Origin of the sequence: Mesorhizobium sp. M0676, assembly GCF_040320535.1 — a bacterium.
Taxonomy (GTDB): Bacteria; Pseudomonadota; Alphaproteobacteria; order Rhizobiales; family Rhizobiaceae; genus Mesorhizobium.
In genome coordinates, this window is sequence record NZ_JAMYPU010000007.1 from 119312 (window position 1) to 138495 (window position 19184).

The 19184-nt window shown below is 64.0% G+C and carries 15 protein-coding genes; 6 read left to right on the forward strand and 9 right to left on the reverse strand.

What is annotated here, in order from left to right; translation table 11 throughout:
• Positions 1–77: 77 nt before the first annotated feature.
• The 6 genes from NKI35_RS09860 to NKI35_RS09885 all read right to left on the reverse strand — a co-directional run bounded on the left by NKI35_RS09860 (position 78) and on the right by NKI35_RS09885 (position 6753).
• Complete coding sequence (locus NKI35_RS09860) at positions 78–953, reverse strand: SMP-30/gluconolactonase/LRE family protein (protein WP_352739901.1); 876 nt, start codon at positions 951–953, stop codon at positions 78–80.
• Positions 953–1594: a 2-dehydro-3-deoxy-6-phosphogalactonate aldolase gene (locus tag NKI35_RS09865; protein ID WP_352739766.1), complete on the reverse strand. Its 642-nt coding sequence runs from the start codon at positions 1592–1594 to the stop codon at positions 953–955. The genes NKI35_RS09860 and NKI35_RS09865 overlap by 1 nt, the downstream gene beginning before the upstream one ends.
• Positions 1595–1616: 22 nt before the next feature.
• The gene (locus NKI35_RS09870; protein WP_352739903.1) at positions 1617–2561 is read right to left on the reverse strand and encodes a 2-dehydro-3-deoxygalactonokinase; all 945 of its coding nucleotides are present in this window, start codon (positions 2559–2561) and stop codon (positions 1617–1619) included.
• A gap of 5 nt (positions 2562–2566) precedes the next feature.
• Positions 2567–3334: an SDR family NAD(P)-dependent oxidoreductase gene (locus NKI35_RS09875; RefSeq protein WP_352739768.1), complete on the reverse strand. Its 768-nt coding sequence runs from the start codon at positions 3332–3334 to the stop codon at positions 2567–2569.
• 169 nt (positions 3335–3503) lie between these two features.
• Positions 3504–4853, reverse strand: a complete 1350-nt coding sequence (locus NKI35_RS09880; protein ID WP_023673185.1) for a putative bifunctional diguanylate cyclase/phosphodiesterase — start codon at positions 4851–4853, stop codon at positions 3504–3506.
• Between the two features lie 100 nt (positions 4854–4953).
• The gene (locus NKI35_RS09885) at positions 4954–6753 is read right to left on the reverse strand and encodes a GtrA family protein (protein ID WP_352739770.1); all 1800 of its coding nucleotides are present in this window, start codon (positions 6751–6753) and stop codon (positions 4954–4956) included.
• A 124-nt stretch (positions 6754–6877) separates the two neighbouring features.
• Between NKI35_RS09885 and NKI35_RS09890 the strand changes: the two genes are divergently transcribed.
• From NKI35_RS09890 to gshB, 3 genes are all read left to right on the forward strand, one after another.
• Positions 6878–7882 (forward strand): glycosyltransferase, encoded by a 1005-nt coding sequence (locus NKI35_RS09890; RefSeq protein WP_023673183.1) that lies wholly within the window; start codon positions 6878–6880, stop codon positions 7880–7882.
• 4 nt (positions 7883–7886) lie between these two features.
• Positions 7887–8261, forward strand: coding sequence for a GtrA family protein (locus tag NKI35_RS09895; protein ID WP_023681308.1), 375 nt, complete (start codon positions 7887–7889; stop codon positions 8259–8261).
• 79 nt (positions 8262–8340) lie between these two features.
• A complete protein-coding gene (gene gshB / locus NKI35_RS09900) occupies positions 8341–9294 on the forward strand; it encodes a glutathione synthase (RefSeq protein WP_352510691.1) in 954 nt (317 codons plus the stop codon).
• A 92-nt stretch (positions 9295–9386) separates the two neighbouring features.
• Here gshB and NKI35_RS09905 read toward each other — a convergent pair whose 3' ends face one another.
• The gene (locus NKI35_RS09905) at positions 9387–10460 is read right to left on the reverse strand and encodes a glycosyltransferase family 2 protein (RefSeq protein WP_352739773.1); all 1074 of its coding nucleotides are present in this window, start codon (positions 10458–10460) and stop codon (positions 9387–9389) included.
• A gap of 184 nt (positions 10461–10644) precedes the next feature.
• Between NKI35_RS09905 and NKI35_RS09910 the strand changes: the two genes are divergently transcribed.
• Together NKI35_RS09910 and NKI35_RS09915 are read left to right on the forward strand one after the other, a co-directional pair.
• Positions 10645–11709, forward strand: coding sequence for a glycosyltransferase (locus tag NKI35_RS09910; protein WP_352739775.1), 1065 nt, complete (start codon positions 10645–10647; stop codon positions 11707–11709).
• A gap of 247 nt (positions 11710–11956) precedes the next feature.
• The gene (locus NKI35_RS09915) at positions 11957–13489 is read left to right on the forward strand and encodes a YifB family Mg chelatase-like AAA ATPase (RefSeq protein ID WP_023701949.1); all 1533 of its coding nucleotides are present in this window, start codon (positions 11957–11959) and stop codon (positions 13487–13489) included.
• Positions 13490–13694: 205 nt separating this feature from the next.
• Here NKI35_RS09915 and NKI35_RS09920 read toward each other — a convergent pair whose 3' ends face one another.
• Complete coding sequence (locus NKI35_RS09920; protein ID WP_352739777.1) at positions 13695–15866, reverse strand: malate synthase G; 2172 nt, start codon at positions 15864–15866, stop codon at positions 13695–13697.
• Positions 15867–15989: 123 nt separating this feature from the next.
• Positions 15990–18011 carry a hydantoinase/oxoprolinase N-terminal domain-containing protein gene (locus tag NKI35_RS09925; RefSeq protein WP_352739779.1) on the reverse strand — a complete coding sequence of 674 codons (2022 nt, stop codon included), beginning with the start codon at positions 18009–18011 and terminating at the stop codon, positions 15990–15992.
• Positions 18012–18206: 195 nt separating this feature from the next.
• Between NKI35_RS09925 and NKI35_RS09930 the strand changes: the two genes are divergently transcribed.
• Positions 18207–19184, forward strand: coding sequence for a threonine ammonia-lyase (locus NKI35_RS09930; protein WP_352739781.1), 978 nt, complete (start codon positions 18207–18209; stop codon positions 19182–19184).

Consider the following 19184-nt stretch of genomic DNA (forward strand, 5'->3'; position numbering starts at 1 on the left):
CACACCATCGCACGGCCAATGCGATCGGCTTGCGCGAAATCGACCCGCGCCCGACGCCTGCACGACAACCGGTACGCTCAGGCGATCAGCACGCGCGGCTCGAAGCGGCCGTTGACGGGGATGTCGAGCAGGAAGGTCATGCCGGCCTGTGGGTCAAGCTTGCGCTGCTTGTCGTCCTTGCCTTTCCAGGCCGAGGTCACCGCCAGCCGATCGGCCTTGGCGCCGACAAAGGCCGGGCACGAGGACTGCCCCGCCGGCGTGGCAATTTCGCGCAACAATGTGCCGTCCGGCGCATAAGCCTTCACCGCCTTGCCGCCCCAGACCGCGTTCCACAGCACGCCGTCACGGTCGACAACCGAGCCGTCGACATAGCCCCGCGACGAGCGATGGTCGACGAACACTTTCGACTCGCCGATCGGCAGGCCCGTCGCCGGATCGCAGGCGACGCGCATCAACAGGCCGGTCGAGGTATCGGTGTAGTAGGCGATCGTTCCATCCTGCGAGAAACAGATCGAGTTCGACACGGTGATGCCGGTGTAAAGCGTGCGCAGCTCGCCCTTGAAGAACCAGTAGATGGAGCCGGCGCCCTTCTCCTCACCCTTGCCCATCGTGCCGACCCAGAAGGCGCCACAAGGGTGGACGCGCGAATCGTTGGAGCGGGTCAGCGCATTGTCAGCCTCGATGGGCGTATGCAGCGTCAGCTTGCCGGTCGAGACGTCGCGGACATGCAGGCCAGTCTCGGTGGCGATGAGCTGGCGATTATCATCGATAATGGCGATGGCGCTGGCCATCTGGCCGAGCTCATGGACTTTCCGCGCGCCGGACGTGACACCCTGCTCCAGCAGCAGGCCGTTGACAATGTCGAACCAGAACAGCGTATCGGTGGCGGGATCGTAGCTCGGCCCCTCGCCGAGTTCACAGACATGGTCCGAAAAAACCGAAACGTTTCCCATCATGCCGCTCCGCCGAAGGCCGCATCCCAGGCCGTCACCGCCGCCTGCGCGCGCGAGGCCACCTCGTCGACGCTCATGCCGGGTTTGAACAGGCTGGAGCCAAGACCAAAAGCAGTCACCCCAGCGGCTTTGTAGCCGGCAAAGTCTTTGTCGGAAACGCCGCCGACGGCGCCGACCACGGTATCGGCCGGCAGCACGGCGCGCATCGCCGAAATGCCGCTAGGCCCGAGCACGCTTGCCGGGAAGAATTTGAGCGCCGAAGCCCCAAGCCTAATCGCCTGAAAAGCTTCGGTGGGGGTGAACACGCCTGGCATCGTCACCATGCCATGGTGCATGGCGCGGGCCATGACGTCGGCATCGATGTTGGGGCTGACCAGCAGCCTCCCGCCGGCCTTGGCCAGGGCGTCGACCTCGGCTGAAGTCAGCACCGTGCCGGCGCCGACCAGCGTTGTCTTGGGCAATGCGGTGACAATGCTGGCGATCGATGAAAACGGCTCCGGCGAATTGAGCGGCACCTCGATGGCTTCGATGCCGGCGTCAAACAGCGCCTGGCCGATGGCAACCGCCTCGCTGGGTTTGAGGCCGCGCAGAATGGCGACAAGACCACGCTTGAGCTTCGGGAAGGGGGCGGTCCGGGTCACGCTGTCACTCCACTCTGGTGAGTCATTTGGCGATCATGCCATTTTCCCGCGCCGCTTCGATAAGGCCGGCACGCACCGCCTCGTCGGCGTCGACCGTCCTGACGGCAAGCCCTGCAAGGTCGAGCGCCTGGCGGTAGAGGGCTGCTAGCGACCCCGAGGCGACCAGCACGATTGCGGTGGTGCTTTCGCCATAGCGGCGGCCCGCCGAGGCGATCTCGCCGCCGATCAGCAGGCCGGACAGGCAAGCGGCGGCATCGTCGGCCTTGAGGTCCTGCAGCAGGCCGACGGCGCGGATCGAGAACAGCCGCGAGGTGACATCGCCGCCCTCGGCCAAAGCCTTGCGGCACCATTCCTGGAAGAAGGGATTGTCCGGAATGACCGGCTTCGGGCTCTCGCCCAGCGAATGGCGCAGGATCGAGTGAGTGGCCAGCACCGAAAACAGCTCGCCGGTCGGCCAGGTGCAGAAGCCGTCGACCGCGCCGTCTTCGACCAGAACCCATTTCGAATGGGTGCCGGGCATGCAGACGAGATGGCGACCTTTTGCCGGCAAACCGGCGCCGGCAAGCTGGGTTTCCTCGCCGCGCATTACGTCCGGCGCATCTTCCAGGCGCTGCGCCAGGCCAGGCACGATGCGGATGTCGCGGCTCTGGCCGGGAATGCGGGCGGCCCCCGCGAGGATGGCACTGAGCGGCGCCGGCACGGTGACGTAAGGCGCTTCCAGCCAACCCTGGCGCGAGCCGGCCATGCCGCAGATGATGACCGGCAGTGTGTCAGGTGCGCCGAGCGCCGCCAGATGGCCCTCGAGGATGGTCGAAAAGCCTTTTTGCTGCGCGGTGATCAACCCATCATCGCCGCGACGCTCGGCAAGCACCCCGCCCGCCTCGTCGACCAGCCAGACCCGCATGCGGGTCGTGCCCCAGTCGACGGCGGCGACTGCCGGCGTGCCTTTTGCCGGATTTTGATTCACCGGGCTCACAGGAAACCCCCGTCGACGATCAACATCTGCGCCGTCAGCATACGCGAGGCGTCGGAGGCCAGGAACAGCACCGTGCCGACGATGTCGTCGGGCTGCATGACCTGCTTGATGCATTGCTTGGCGACATGGGCGGCGAGCCTCTCCTCGGAGACCCAGAGTTCCCTTTGCCGGTCGGTGATCACCCAGCCCGGCGCAACGGCGTTGACGCGAATGCCGTCGACGCCGAGCTTGCCGGCCAGCCCCTTGGTGAGGCCCAGAATGCCGGCCTTGGCGGCGGTGTAGGCCGGCATATCAGGATGGTTGATCAGATAGGAGGTCGAGGTGAAGTTGATGATCGACCCGCCGCCGGCCCGCTTCATGCCCGGCGCCACCGCCTGTGCGGTGAAGAAATGCGGGCGCAGATTGACGGCGAGATTGTTGTCCCAGAACTCGACGGTAACGTCGGCGACGTCGTGGCGTTCGTCCCAGGCGGCATTGTTGACCAGCACGGTGACGTCGCCATGCGCCTCAGCCGCTTTGGCGGCCGAAGCGCGCAACGCCTCGACGTCACGCAAATCGGTCTTGAGGTAGAGCGGTCGCCGGCCAAGTTCTTTTTCGACGCGGTCGGCAAGCAGCGTGCTTGGGCCATCGGCGATGTCGATGAAGGCGACATAGGCGCCTTGGCGAACGAAGCCCTCGGTCAGTGCCGCACCAATTCCGGAACCGCCGCCGGTGATCAGCACCGAGGCTCCCCTGAGGTCGGCAAAATCGGCCGATGGCATCATATCTTCATCTCCCGGTTCCGGTCGGCGCGCATCCTATCCAGCCAAGTCCGGGGAGCAAGGGCGAAAACGGCGATTTGATTGGCTTATGTCAGACAAAAGGCCGCAAGATGGCGGGCACAGTCGATCTGGCTCGCACCGCTGACTTGCTCGACGCAGGCCAGACCGCCGGTCAGACTGCCTTGGCGTAGAGGGCGCCGCGATAGGAATCGCGGAGGTAACCGAGCGTGGCGTCGGCATCGACCGGTTTGCCGAAGAGATAGCCCTGGCCGCCGGCGCAGCCGAACTGGACGAGGCGGTCGGCCTGCGCCTCCTCCTCGATGCCTTCGGCGACGACATCCATGCCGAGCCCTTCGCACATGGCCAGAATGGCGCGGATGATGTGTTCCGACGGGCGGTCGTCGAGGATCGAGGAGACGAAGGCGCGGTCGATCTTGAGCTTGTCGAAATGGAATTCGCGCAAGCGGCCGAGCGAGGACTGGCCGGTGCCGAAATCGTCGAGCGAGACTCGGATGCCGACGCGACGCAGGTCCTCGACGATCTTCTCGGCCGAGGCCGGATCGTTCATCAGGCCGGTTTCGGTGATCTCGATCTCCAGCCGTCGCGGATCGAAGCCGGTGCGGTCGAGGATCGACAATATGTGCAGGCCGGTGTTCTGGTCGACGAGCTGCGAGGGTGACAGGTTGAAGGACAGGAACAGGTCCTTCGGCCAGCTGCGCGCCGCTTCGGCCGCCTTGCGCAGCACCAGCTGCGATAGCGGGCCGATGATGCCGCGCTCTTCGGCGATGGGGATGAACACGGTCGGCGGGACGACGCCGAGGTCGCGATCGGTCCAGCGCGCCAGCGTCTCGAAGCCGATGGTGCGGCGGGTGGTCAGATCGACGATGGGCTGGAAATGCGGCTCGACCTCACCGGCCGAGACGGCGCGGCGCAGCGCCTGTTCGATGCGGGTGACGCGCTTGGCCGCCTCTTCCATTTCGCGGGTATAGACGACGACGCGGCCACGGCCCGAACGCTTGGCGTGGTAGAGCGCCGTTTCGGCCTTGTTGACGAGGATTTCCGTGGTTTCGTCGCCGGAATAAAAGAGCGAGCAGCCGACCGAGGCCGAAAGCCTGGCGGTGCGTTCGCCGACATCGTAGGGCGCCGACAGGATTTCGATCATCATGCGCGACTTCTCGGCCGCCGCCTCCTCCGAGAACACCATCGGGTAGAGGAAGGCGAATTCGTCGGCGCCGATGCGGCAGACAGTAGAGTGGCTGTCCATCGAGGCGCGCAGCCGCATCGCCACCTGGATCAATATGTCGTCGCCGGCCTTGTGGCCGAACAGATCGTTGATCGGCTTGAAGCCGTCGAGGTCGAGAATGCCGACCGTGAACGGCGCGGGATCGTCTGCACGGTCGCTGATCAGGCGATCGACCTTGTCGAAGAAGCGGCGATGGTTGCCAAGCCCGGTCAGCGCATCGGTGAACGCCAGATCCGAGTTTTCCCTGCTTGCCTGCCCGGTGCCAAACGTCGTTTGCATCGGTATCCCTGTTTGTGACGCCCGAAATTTAGGCTGAGATTGGCAGCAAAGCGTTTAGGAAGCGTATCGCGAAATCGATTTTTCGCTGGCGAATGATGCTTTAGCGGACGCGGTAGAGTTCGACCGGGGTTCCGCGCGTTTCGGCCACCGGTTCGAGCCAATCGGGGACGCTTCCCTGCATCAGCCTGGCCAGGAAGCCTTGCGGCGCCTTGGCGGCAAGCATCTTGCTTTCGGCGCTGCCGCGGCAGAGCGCCATCAGGCCGACGTGGTGAGCCGCCGCGATCATCCTCGCCTGGTCCGCCGATCCGAGGAAGGCATCGAGCGCAAGCAGGTCGCCGGCGATGTTGCGATGATAGGGGCCGGCAAAGACGCGGTGCCCGGAATAGGCCAGGATGGGCGAGCCGAGATTGGAAATGGCAAGCACCGTGGTGTCCGGCAGCCGGGCCAACGCCGCGAAGGAGGCTTTGCGCTCGCAGGACGGATCGCTGTCGGTGTCCTGTGCCTCGACCGAGACCTTGCTGGCCTCGAATACGCTCGACGTCGCGGCGGCAGCACCGGCCCAGACGGCATTCACCGACACCACCCAGACCGCCGCCATGCGCAGCGATACGCTGCCCGCAGGGCTGATCCTCGCCCGTTCGCGCCAGCTTGCGATCCAGGCCGACAGCGGGATGACGGCAAAGGCGATCGAGAATGTCGAACCGCGGACCTGCCAGGCGCTGACGATGAAGGCGCCGACCAGCAAGGCGCCGACGAGGCTGTCCTGGCGGCGCCATGGTCCGCGCAGGCGAAGCGCCATCAGCGCCATCGCCACCAGCGGCGTGACATAGCGCGCCGCCAGCGAGGCCGGCTCATTGACGGCAATACTGAACAGCGACTGCGCCTCGTCGATGTGATCGAGCCACAATTCCTTGAGGCGCGGATCGAGGTTTGCGTAGGGAGCCGCAAGGCATTGCGGAAACAGCACCACGACGACGGCGCCCAACACAAGCGCGAGCAGGCTAAGCGAGATCAGGCGGCGGCTGGCCGTGCCATTGGACACCGTGAGTGACGTCACGGCGGCAAGCCCCAGTCCGGCGATTGCCGCCACCACGAACTGCACAGCCGAGAAGGCATCGCACTGCGCCTGGCCCCAGGCCGATGGCGGGATGGTGGTGACGAAGACCAGGGCTGAAACCCCGGCAAAGCCGAGACCGAAATCCCTGGCGATCCGGCGTTCGCCGCCGGGATCGACGACGAACAGCAAAGCGATGCAGGCGCCGATGGTGGCGACATAGGGCGCGGTTTCCATGCCGACAGCCAGCGTCAGGGCCGCGCACAGGCCGGAAATCAGGGCCGCCCAGCGACGCGTCGGCGCCTCGAGCAGCAGGCTGAGGCTGGCCATGGTCAGCGTCAGCTGGACATTGTGATGATCGAGCGCACCCGGCAAGAAAATGCCGATGAAATGCAGCGCCGCCGCGCCGATGACGATAGCGGGCAGCACGGCGCCGACGCCGGCGAAGCTTCGTGCCGCACGGGCTGTAAAAAACACCGCCAGGCAGAACAGCAGCGACGGCCACAGCACCTGTGCGATCGCTTCGGCCATGGCCATGCTGCCAGTTAGCGCCGAGGCGGCGAGGATGATGGCGGCGAGCGGTGCGTCGACCAGCCGCGACCAGTGCATGATGAAACCGCCTTCCGGCCCCATCCTGTACTGATGCAGGTCGAACCAGCCCTGGCCGGCCAGCATGTCGCGAACCTCGACAAGCCGCAGCAGGCTGTCATTGTCGCCGCCGGCATCGCTCAATTCGCGAAAGCCCGTGGCGGCATTGACCGCCAGCACCACCAGCATGGCAAGCAGCGCCAGCGTCATATCGGACTTCCAGGAGGAAGCACCCGCCTTGGCTGCGTTCATCATCATGACCTTCGTCGGAAAGACTGCGGCCTTAAACCTAGCCTTAACAGCTTCAATAAATAGTAAAGCCGCCTGAGCGAGGCCGCATATGAGCGCGGCCGGAGGCTCCGCCGGGCGTCGGGAGACGGAAATGCCGCACGAAGTCCGCCACGAGCCGGCCATTGCCGTGCTCCTGCCTTGTTACAATGAGGAACTGACCATCGCCGAGGTGGTGCGGCGCTTTCGCGAGACGCTGCCATCGGCCGACATCTATGTCTATGACAACAATTCGCGCGACCTGACGGCATTAAAGGCCCGCGCAGCGGGCGCCATCGTCGTCCGCGAGCCGCGCCAGGGCAAGGGCAATGTCGTGCGGCGCATGTTCGCCGACATCGATGCGGACATCTATCTGATGGCCGATGGCGACGGCACCTATGCGCCGGAAGATGCCTCGCTGCTGATCAACATCCTGCAGACCGAGCGCTGCGACATGGTGGTAGGCACCAGGCGCGGCGTCACCGACGATGCCGGCCGTTCCGGCCATGCCTTCGGCAACCGCATCTTCAATAGCCTCTACAAGCGGCTGTTCGGCGCCGACTTCACCGACATCTTCTCAGGCTACCGCGTCTTCTCGAGGCGCTTCGTCAAGAGCTTTCCCGCCGTTTCCGGCGGCTTCGAGATCGAGACTGAAATGTCGGTGCATGCCTCGCAGCTGAAACTGCCGGTGAGCGAGATCGCGCTCGATTATGGCCGCCGGCCTGAGGGATCGTCGTCGAAGCTGTCGACCTATCGCGACGGCGCCAGGATCCTGTGGATGTTCGCCATGCTGATGAAGGAGACGCAGCCGCTGCGCTTCTTCGGCGCCTTCGCCATTTTCTTCCTGGCATCGAGCCTTACCCTGATGACGCCGGTGCTGATCGAATTCGCCCAGACCGGCCTCGTGCCGCGCATGCCGACCTGGGTGCTGTCGGTCGGCCTGCTGCTCTTGTCGATGCTTGCGATGGTGACCGGACTGATCCTCGATTCGGTATCGCGCGGACGCGCCGAGCAGAAGCGCATTTTCTATCTCTCCGTCCCGTCGGGCCGGGTCGAACGGCGCGAACGCACGAGCGAAACAGCGAAGGCCGAACCGGGCAAGACGCCCCGGGCGGCCTGAGGCCGTGAGCCGGCTCGCCCGCTTCGTCCTGGCCGGCGGCGTTGGTTTCGTCGCCGATGCCGCGGTGCTCTGGCTGCTCTTGGCGGTGACGCCGCTCGGTCCCTTCGTCGCCCGTGTCCTGTCGATCGGCTTTGCGCTGTGCGTCACTTGGCAGATCAACCGGCACCTGACCTTTTCGCCGTCGAGCCGCGGCGTGGCGCAGGAGGGCGCGCGCTATGGCGGCGTCGGCATCGCCACCAGCATTGTCAACTATCTCGTCTACTGCGCCATCCTGTTCGCGCTGCCGGCAATGCCGCCGCTGGCGGCACTTGCCGTCGCCTCGCTGGTCGCCATGGCGCTGTCCTTCCTCGGTTACTCCCGGCTGGTCTTCGACCGGTAAAGGTCTGGGCCAAGCAAGCGCGATTGGCAGAAGCCGCCAAGTTCCGTATATCGGCGACAGAGCCCGCGGAGACCGGAAGATGCCCCTGAAAATCGCCGTCCAGATGGACCATGTCTCTACCGTCTCGATCGCCGGCGACACGTCGTTTGCGCTGTCGCTGGAGGCGCAGCGGCGCGGGCACCAATTGTTCCACTATACGCCGGACCGGCTGTCGATGCTGGGCGGCAAGGTGTTTGCCCGCATCGAGGAGATGAAGCTCCGCGACGAGAAGGGCAATCATTTTTCGCTGGGCGACAAGGTGCGCACCGACCTGTCGGAGATGGATGTGATCCTGCTGCGCCAGGATCCGCCCTTCGACATGAACTACATCACCACGACGCATATTCTGGAGCGCATCCACCCGAAGACACTGGTCGTCAACGACCCGGCCTGGGTGCGCAACAGTCCGGAAAAGATCTTCGTCACCGAATTCCCCGATCTGATGCCCGAAACGCTGATCACCAAGGATCCCCAGGAGGTCGCCGCCTTCCGCAAGGAGTTCGGCGACATCATCGTCAAGCCGCTCTATGGCAATGGCGGCGCCGGCATCTTCCATCTCAAGGAAGACGATCGCAACCTCGCCTCACTGCTCGAAATGTTCGCCCAGCTGTCACGCGAGCCGTATATCGTCCAGCGCTATCTCAAGGATGTGCGCAAGGGCGACAAGCGCATCATCCTGATCGACGGCGAGGCGGTCGGCGCCATCAACCGCGTGCCGGCCGACCACGATTCTCGCTCCAACATGCATGTCGGCGGCCGCGCCGAAAAGACTGAGCTGACGGAGCGCGAACGGGAGATTTGCGCCCGCATCGGCCCGTCGCTGAAAGAGCGCGGCTTCATCCTGGTCGGCATCGACGTGATCGGCGACTACATGACCGAGATCAACGTGACCTCGCCAACCGGCGTGCGCGAAGTGCAACGCTTTGGTGGCGCGGATATCGCCAGCCTGTTCTGGGACGCGGTGGAGGAAATGCGGCGCAATTCGGCCGCGTAGTGTGCGTTGCTACGGAGGACTTTGGTGGGTCCAGAGAAGCATCGAAGGATGCTCTTTATCGGGTAAGACTGCCGAGCAAGCGGCTCATCAGATCAAACTATGTCCCGGAAGCGCCGAGGCCTCAGTTTCGGAGGAAGGAGACCGATAAGTCTGGTCTGCAATTTTCGCTGTGGTGTTGCCCAGTCTTTCAGCAGAAAACCCGCATCGGAGTTCTTTTCCAGCAATGCAAAAGCTGCAGACAGTCCGATCAGGTCGACCAAGGTCCTGCGCATTGAGTGGCGGGAGATTAAATGCTCCAGTCCCGGCGCCACTTCGCACCAACGATTGGCCAGTGCCCGCCGTATCGCTATTTCAGTATCAGGCGACATCCTGCCGAGGCCAACTCCGGTACCCAGGATGCGCCCGTCCGCCCAGCCATTGCCGCCGTGAAGCCGATAACTGCCAAGAGCCCGCCCAATCCTCACGGTTCCGCCGATCATATGGGCGGCACGAGCCATATAACCATCGGCACATATCTTTATTTCGTCCGGATCGGATGGACGCATGATTTCAAGCGGAGCTCGACGAAACATCATCCCCGATGTGGTTGACCAAAACCAACCCACGGTGCCCCGATCAATAAATAATAATGTCGGGTCAGCTTCGGTGTCGACATGCAGGTAGCCGCTCATTTTCGGCATCGATCGCGGGTCATTCAGGTGGAATACGGGATGACCGCCCGCAAGCAGTTTGCCGGCCGTATCTATCACCACCTCATCGGAGCTCGACATCGCCGCGATACGGGTGTGGCTGAGATGGGCTCTCACATGGCATTCTATGAAGTCAGGGTGCCAAGCATCGTCACCGTCAAGAAACGAGATCAGGGGCCCGGCTGTCGCGTCAAGCCCGGTCATCATTGTTGCCATTTGCCCGCCATTTTGCAGTCGGGGCAGAAAGCGGAAACGACTGTCACCAAGCTGGGACAGACACTCTTCAATCCTTCGGCGGGAAGCGTCGGTCGAAAAATCATCGACCACCACGCACTCGAACGCAGTGTATGTCTGCGCCGCTACGGATCGGATCGCAGTGTCGATGAATGCCTCTTGATTGAAACAGCCTACGCAAACGGATACGGTTGGTAGCGCGATGTGAGAACCAGCCCCGCTTGGGACGATGTTTTCTTTCAAGAGGCGCTTCTCCGTACACCAGATTTGATCGCCTGAGATATTCCGTCGATCAACTGGCGATGTTTCTTTGCCAAATTTCTCTCTGTCGAAGCGAGTTTTGCCCCGCACTCAAGATCGCAATTGCCGCATGTTGACCCTACAGCACGGGTATCGCCCTCCTACCAAATTCGAGATTGTCAGAGCCATGCTGCGTCATGGCCACAAACTCAGAAAGGGGCACCCTTCCGCGAAGTCGCAACCTGCTCTTCAGGCCAGTTTGCTGTCTGACGATCCGTTCATATCCTATTCGGGAATGTCCGGTACGCCGCTCGGATTAGCAAGTCATATGCCTTTCCTTCCACGCGGCCACCGCGCCTGGTTTCTCATCTCGCCAACCTGGTCCATCGAAAACAGTGCTAGCGTCAAAACCATCCGGACCTATGCCGTTCTGCATAGACTCAAGAACCCCCGTCACTCGCTAATCTTCCTATCCAACACTCAGGCCGAGGCTGATCTGTTGAATCAGTCCGGCGAGGCCGCCGTCCTGCACAACAAGACGTCAACAACCTCCGAACACATATTCAGGCCTCTCGATGACGTCCCTGTAGAATTTGATGCAATCTACAATGCGCAACTGGCTCCGTGGAAGCGCCATGACTTGTCGCTTGGCATCCAGCGTTGCGCATTTGTCTTCTATCGAGATTCAAGCGGATCCTCCACGACGGAGTCGGAAAGAGCGCGAATAAATCGGCATAGGGAGCTCGCGCCGCATCACGTCTTTATCAACGAGTTTGACGGCACCGGCAAGCCGGTCCGATTGGCACCGGCTCAGGTGAACACGCATCTAAATCGTGCAGCCGTGGGAATCTGTCTCTCTCACCTGGAAGGACCAATGTTCGCCAGCACGGAATATCTTCTCGCGGGCCTTCCAGTGGTCACGACGCCGAACCATGGCGGCCGAGACCTTTATCTGGATGACGACTATTCGCTCACAGTTCCACCCGATCCTCGATCCATCGCGGAGGCTGTCTTAGCGCTGAAGGAGCGACGAATTCCCCGGGATTACATTCGTTCGCATACTTTGAAACGAATCGAACGAGACCGCGGGCGGTTCATAGACCTTGTAAACGAGATTTTTCTGGAGAGCGGCTCTTCGCGCCGGATCGCCATGCCTTGGCCTTTCCGATATCCTGTCATGGAGTGGCTTCCCCCGCAGGTCGCGATCGATCGATCGCTTTCAGGTTCGGTCGATGCCTTCATCACCGCTTAGAAAGCAACAGCCTCAGATTGCCGAAGGGCCTAGTCGCCTTGTTAACGCGGTCGAGGAGGCGGAGCAGCCGTTCCATTGCTTAACCATCTTCCGTTTTTGCAACCGGCACAGCGCGCTGCAACCACCACGAATGCATGTTCCTGTAATGTTCTTGCGTTGGCCTAAAATCTATGGTTGTCTTGTCCTGACGTCGCTCGCGGTCTGAACCACAAGGCCGAGGCGAGCCGATATCCGGGGGCAGAGCAAGATGGTGGCGCGGGTTCGCACGGTGGCTTTCCAGGGCATCGAGGCCGTGCCGGTCGATGTCCAGGTGATGATCGCGCCGGGCAAGGTCGGCATGCAGATCGTTGGGCTGGCCGACAAGGCGGTGGCCGAAAGCCGCGAGCGGGTGCAGGCGGCACTGCATGCGTCGGGCCTGTCGATGCCGTCGAAGAAGGTGACGGTCAACCTGGCGCCTGCCGATCTGCCCAAGGAAGGCAGCCATTACGATCTGCCGATCGCGCTCGGCCTGATGGCCGCGCTCGGCGCTATTCCCGGCGACATGCTGGCCAGCTATGTCGTGCTCGGAGAATTGTCGCTCGACGGTACCATTGCCGCGGTGGCCGGTGCGCTGCCAGCCGCGATCGGCGCCAATGCCGAGGGAAAGGGCCTGATCTGCCCGTTCGGCTGCGGGCCAGAAGCGGCCTGGGCGGGCAAGGATTTCGACATATTGGCGCCACGCAGCCTGATTGCCATCGCCAATCATTTTCGCGGCACGCAGGTGCTGTCGCGGCCCGAGCCCGGCATCCATGTCTCGGCCCGCGACCTGCCTGACCTTTCAGACATCAAGGGCCAGGAAAGCGCCAAGCGGGCGCTGGAAGTGGCGGCGGCCGGTGGCCACAATCTGTTGATGGTCGGGCCTCCCGGCTCGGGAAAATCGATGCTGGCGCAGAGGCTGCCTTCAATTCTGCCACCACTGGCGCCCAAGGAACTTCTTGAAGTCTCGATGATCGCCTCGGTGGCCGGCGAGCTCGGCGAAGGCAAGCTCACCGACCGGCGGCCGTTCCGCGCCCCGCACCATTCGGCCTCGATGGCGGCAATGGTCGGCGGCGGCATCAGGGCGCGGCCGGGCGAAGTATCGCTTGCCCATAACGGCGTCCTGTTCCTCGACGAGTTTCCCGAATTCACGCCGCAGACCTTGGATGCGCTGCGCCAACCGCTGGAGACCGGCGACTGCATGATCGCGCGCGCCAACCACCGCGTCACCTATCCAGCGCGCATCCAGCTGGTGGCGGCGATGAACCCGTGCCGTTGCGGCATGGCCGGCGAGCCCGGCTATCGCTGCCTGCGCGGCGAACGCTGCCGCACCGATTACCAGGCGCGCATCTCAGGCCCGTTGCTCGACCGCATCGACCTCAGGATCGAGGTACCGGCGGTCTCGGCCGCCGACCTGATCCGGCCGGACCGAGCGGAGAAAAGTGCAGCCGTCGCCCAGCGCGTGGCGCGCGCCCGCACCATCCAGCGCGAACGTTTCGAGCGGCTGGGCGTTACCAGCGCCACCACCAACGCCCATTGCTCGCCTTCTGTTATCGAGGACATCGCCGCGCCGGACGCAGCAGGCCTGTCGCTGCTGAAAGACGCCAGCGAGAAACTCGGCTTTTCTGCGCGCGCCTATCACCGCGTGCTCAAGGTGGCGCGCACACTGGCTGACCTCGACGCCAGCGAAACCGTCGGCCGAATTCACCTGGCCGAGGCGATTTCCTACCGCATGATGTCGGAGCGGGTAGCGCAGGCGGCGTAACGCTCCTCCTTGAGGGGAAGGTGGCCCCGAAGCGGCAGGGTGGGGGTCGCCGAAGAATGGTCGATCTTTTTGGAGCCGAGCCGAGAAGGGGCCTCTGCAATGACATTGCTTGTAGTGTCGTCCGAAGGGAGTCGCCGCACTTCACGCAGTACCCCACCCGGCCCTTCGGGCCACCCTCCCCTCAAGGGGGAGGGAAACGCAGGCGCTAATTCGCCCGCTCTTTCGCCTTCAGCTCCAGCCTCCGCGCGTGCAGCACCGGCTCCGTATAGCCGTTCGGCTGCTCGCGACCCTTGAACACCAGGTCGCAGGCGGCGTGGAAGGCGATGGAATTGTCGAAATCGGTGGCCATCGGGCGGTAGAGCGGGTCGCCGACATTTTGGAGGTCGACGATCGCTGCCATGCGCCGCAGCGAATCCATCACCTGAATTTCGGAGCAAACCTTGTGGTGCAGCCAGTTGGCGATGTGCTGCGAGGAGATGCGCAGCGTGGCGCGGTCTTCCATCAGGCCGACATCGTCGATGTCGGGCACTTTCGAGCAGCCGACGCCCTGGTCGATCCAGCGCACGACATAGCCCAGAATGCCTTGCGCATTGTTGTCGAGCTCGCGCTGGATCTCGTCGGGGGTCCAGTTCGGCCGCACCGCCACCGGCACCGACAATATATCATCGAGCTTCGCCTTCGCCCGGCTCTTCAGCGCCGCCTGGACGGCGTGGACATCGACCTTGTGATAGTGCGTGGCGTGCAGCGTCGCCGCTGTCGGCGACGGCACCCAGGCGGTGTTGGCGCCGGCCTTGGGATGGGCGATCTTCTGTTCCAGCATCGCCGCCATCAGATCCGGCATCGCCCACATGCCCTTGCCGATCTGGGCATGACCGGCGAGCCCGCATTCGAGCCCGATGTCGACATTCCACGCCTCATAGGCGGAGATCCAGGCGGCCTGCTTCATGTCGCCCTTGCGGATCATCGGCCCGGCTTCCATCGAGGTGTGGATCTCGTCGCCGGTGCGGTCGAGGAAGCCGGTGTTGATGAACACGACGCGCTCCTTGGCGGCGCGGATCGCCTCCTTCAGGTTGACGGTGGTGCGCCGCTCCTCGTCCATGATGCCCATCTTGATGGTGTTTGCCGCCATACCGAGCAGCGCTTCGACGCGGTCGAAAATCTCGACTGCGAAGGCGACTTCCTCCGGCCCATGCATCTTCGGCTTCACCACATACATCGAGCCCGTGCGGGAATTCATCCGACGCCCGTTGGCGCCGACATCGTGCAGCGCGATCAGCGCCGTCATCGCCGCATCCAAGATGCCTTCAGGCACCTCGTTGCCATCGCGGTCGAGGATGGCCGGATTGGTCATGAGGTGACCGACGTTTCGCACCAGCATCAGCGAGCGGCCAGGCAAGCTCAGCGCGCCACCACTGGGCGCGGTCCAGGCGCGGTCCGGATTGAGCTTGCGCGTGAAGGTTTTGCCGCCCTTGCTGATTTCCTCCGCCAGATCGCCCTTCATCAGGCCGAGCCAGTTGCGGTAGACGATGACCTTGTCCTCGGCATCCACTGCCGCGACCGAATCCTCGCAGTCCTGGATTGTGGTCAGCGCCGATTCCAGGATCACGTCGGCAATGCCGGCCGGGTCGGTGCGGCCGATCTGGTTGGTGCGGTCGATGAGGATCTCGATGTGCAGGCCGTTCTGGACCAGCAGGATGGCTTCCGGGTTGGCGCCGTCGCCGCGATAGCCGGCAAATTGTTTCGGGTTGGCCAGCGTGGTGCCGCCGGCGCCGGCGCCGAGCCGCAAGGTGCCACCCGAAACCGTCAGCCCGTTCACGCCGGCCCATTTGCCCGAGGTGAGCGGCACGGACTCGTCCAGAAAACTCTTCGCCCAGGCAACCACCTTGGCGCCGCGCACGGGGTTGAAGCTTTTGCCCTTCTCGGCGCCACCGGTCTCGGCAATGGCGTCGGTTCCGTAGAGCGCATCGTAGAGCGAGCCCCAGCGAGCATTGGCGGCGTTGATCGCATAACGCGCATTCATCACCGGCACCACCAGCTGCGGCCCGGCAACGCTGGCGATCTCGGGGTCGACATTGTCGGTCGACACGGAGAAGGCCGGCCCTTCGGGCACGAGATAGCCGATCTCACGCAAGAAGCTTTTGTAGGCCTCCATATCGATGGGCGCGCCATTGGCGCGGTGCCAGGCGTCGATCTGTTCCTGCATGGCGTCGCGTTTGGCCAACAGCGCTCGGTTCTTCGGCGCCAGATCATGCACGATGGCCGAAAAGCCGTTCCAGAAAACGTCCGCGGCAATACCGGTACCCGGCAGCGCTTCGCCGACAAAGTCATGCAGTTCGCGGGCAATCCGCAATCCGGCGATCTCGACGCGATCGGTCATCAGGGCTTCTCCAGATGAAGGCTTTGCGGCCTTTGGCATTTCAGGGGCGAAGGGTCAATTCAGCTTAGGGTGAAGTCGGGGATTTTGAAGCTGCTGATCTCCCCCCTCGTGGGGGAGATTACCCTAAACCGCGATCCTCGGCCGACCCGATGCAACCGCCACCACATGCGCTTCGATAAACATCCGTTGGGCCTCAACCGTAGACACCTTGAACTCGGTCGAAACGTCGATCTCGGCATTATCCGTGCCGGCATCCTTCGCGCGCGCGGCTACGATCGCCCGCACATCAGCCTCCGCTGCCGCGATCGCCTTGGCCTCGTCGGTGAAGTCGCGCACCGTTTGCCCCGACGCGACCCGGAACAAACCTTCCTTGGGCTGGTTGACGCGGGCTTCGGCCGAGACGCGGACCTGGCCGACGACGGCGCCGAGCGCGTTGGCGACGTCGGTATCCTCCGGCACCACGCACTCATTACCGACCAGCTCGGCCAAGCCGGCATAGTGCAGCGGCGCCGAGGCGCCGAGGCCAATGACCGGACGATCGAGCGCGACGCTGAGCCTTGCGATGCCGGGATGGGAATCGACGGCGCGCTGCACCAGCGCGTGCGCGACGGTGGCGGCGCCATCCAGCCCATCCTCGGCAAAGGCTGTCTCCAGAATGTATTCGGCCGACCAGCGCGTGAGCGTCAGCAGCACGCGTTCGGAAATCACCTCCGGAGACGGCGCGATGTACTGGCCTCGCCCATCACGCTTGCGGGCAAACAGTTCGGCGCCGAGCCGGGCCGCAAGCGGGTCCCAATTGGCCTGCTTGCCTAGCATATGGGCGGCATCCGAGGGCGTGAAGCCCGAGATATGCACCAGCCCGCGCGACACCAGCCGGTTTAGCGTCGCGTTCTGGGCGTTCGAGGTCAGCAGCCTATCGATGGCGAGCGGCACAGCGCCGATCTGCTCGTAGAGCTTTGCCTCGGGCGCGGTCAGGCCGGCGGCGAGCCTGTCCGGCACGCCGGTGCGCAACGCGAAACGGCCATCCATGCGGCCGGGATTGGGCGCGCGCAGTTGGCGTTCGAGTTCGGATGTCACTGAAGCACCATGCATCATCCCGGCCAGCGCCAGCGGCACCAGGCGACGCGGCCCGAGCAGGATCTTCGGGTTGAGCGCGCCATCTTCCAGCGCCACTTCGGAATCGCCGCCGAGGCCGAAGGTGCGCATGGCGACCGCCTCGACCATGGTGCGGAAGCCGCCGACGGTGGCGCCTTCGGGATCGAGCCGGGGACGGCCGCCGTCGAGCACGGCAACATCGGTGGTGGTGCCGCCAATGTCGGACACCATGGCGTTGTCCAGGCCCGTCATGTGGCGGGCGCCGACCAGGCTGGCGGCCGGGCCGGAGAGGATGGTCTCGATCGGCCGCTGGCGGGCAAACGCCGCCGAAACCAGCGCGCCATCGCCGCGCACCACCATCAGGGGGGCTACGATGTTGCGGGCTTCCAAAAATCGTTCGGTTGCCGCCACCAGCCGGTCGATCATCGAGATCAGCCTGGCGTTGAGCAAGGTGGTGAGCGCGCGGCGCGGACCGCCGAGCTTGGCCGACAATTCATGGCTGGCGGTCACCGGCAGGCCGGTCTTTTCGCGGATGAGGTCGCGCGCGGCGAGTTCATGCGCCGGGTTGCGGGTGGCGAAATAGGCGCACACGGCAAAGCCCGACACCGAGGCGCCGAGTTCAGGGAGTGCTGCTTCCAGCCCCGACAGATCGAGCTTGGCCGCATTGCCGTGCACGTCATGGCCGCCCGGACAAAACACCACCGGATCGGTGCCGAGCGCCGTCTTCAGCCCGTCGCGCGCAAGGTCGGCCCCGGTAAAGCCGATCATGATGAGCGCCACACGCCCACCCTGGCCCTCGACCAGCGCATTGGTGGCGAGCGTCGTCGACATCGACACGAGTTTGATAGCGGCCGGATCGGTGGCGGATTTTCCTAGCACCGCATCGACCGCGCCGGAAATGCCGACAGCAAGATCGTGCCGCGTGGTCAGCGCCTTGGCCTTGGCCAGCACCTTGCCTTTTGGCCCGCCTTGTTCCGACCACAGCACGGCATCGGTATAGGTGCCACCGGTGTCGATACCGAGGAACAGGGGTTTTGGCTTGGCGGTCATGTCTGGCGGTCCGGGATTCTGCTCCCCCGCCCTTAGCCGATACGGCCCGACGGATAAAGGCGGGAGAGGTGGGCCAGTTTGACCCTCGTCGCCGCTCATGCCCGCCAAACTTTGTAACGGTCACATTTTTTCATTGGTGCGTGGCCTGCCTTTGCGTGCACCATGCGCCGATCTCATCCCTTTCAGGACTTCGCCATGACCACGCTTCCCGGCATCGCCGACATCCATGCCGCCGCCGCGCGGCTCTCCGGCCTGATCGCCGAAACGACCTTGATCGAATCGCTGGAACTCAACAAACGCTTCGGCGGCCGCATCCTGTTCAAGCCGGAGACGCTGCAGCGCACCGGCTCGTTCAAGTTCCGCGGCGCCTACAACAAACTGTCTTCGCTGAGCGAAGAAGAGCGCAGCCGCGGCGTCGTCGCCTTCTCCTCAGGCAACCATGCTCAGGGCGTCGCCGCGGCGGCTGCCATGTTCGGCGTCAAGGCGGTCATTGCCATGCCGGCCAACGCGCCGGCGATGAAGATCGCCAATGTCCGCAAGATGGGCGCCGAAGTGGTGCCGTTCGACCGCTTTCGCGACGACCGCATGACGGTGGTGCGACCCTACATGGACAAGGGCATGGTGCTGGTGCCTCCTTTCGACGATCCGGCCATCATCGCTGGCCAGGGCACGATCGGTCTCGAACTGATGCGCCAGGCAAAAGCGCTCGGCGTCAGCCTCGATGCGGTCGTCATTCCCTGTGGAGGCGGCGGCCTGACGAGCGGCATTTCGATCGCCGTCAAGGATGCCTCGCCGGCCACAGCAGTCTGGGCCGTTGAGCCCGAGCATTTCGACGACACCCGCCGCTCGCTGATCGAAGGAAAAAGGGTTTCCAACGAGCCCGGCCACAGTTCGATCTGCGATGCCATCCTCACCGCAGAGCCCGGTGCCATCACCTTCGAGATCAACCGCAAGAACCTCGCCGGCGCCATCGCCGTCTCCGACAAGGCGGCCGCACAGGCGGTGCGCGACGCCATGGCCCATCTCAAGCTGGTGGTCGAACCCGGCGGCTGCGTGGCGCTGGCGGCGCTCTCGTCAGGCGAGATCGAACTGTCGGGCAAATGCGTCGCCGTCGTGCTGTCAGGCGGCAATGTCGATTTCACCACCTATGCCGAGATCATGGCCGCGGCCTGA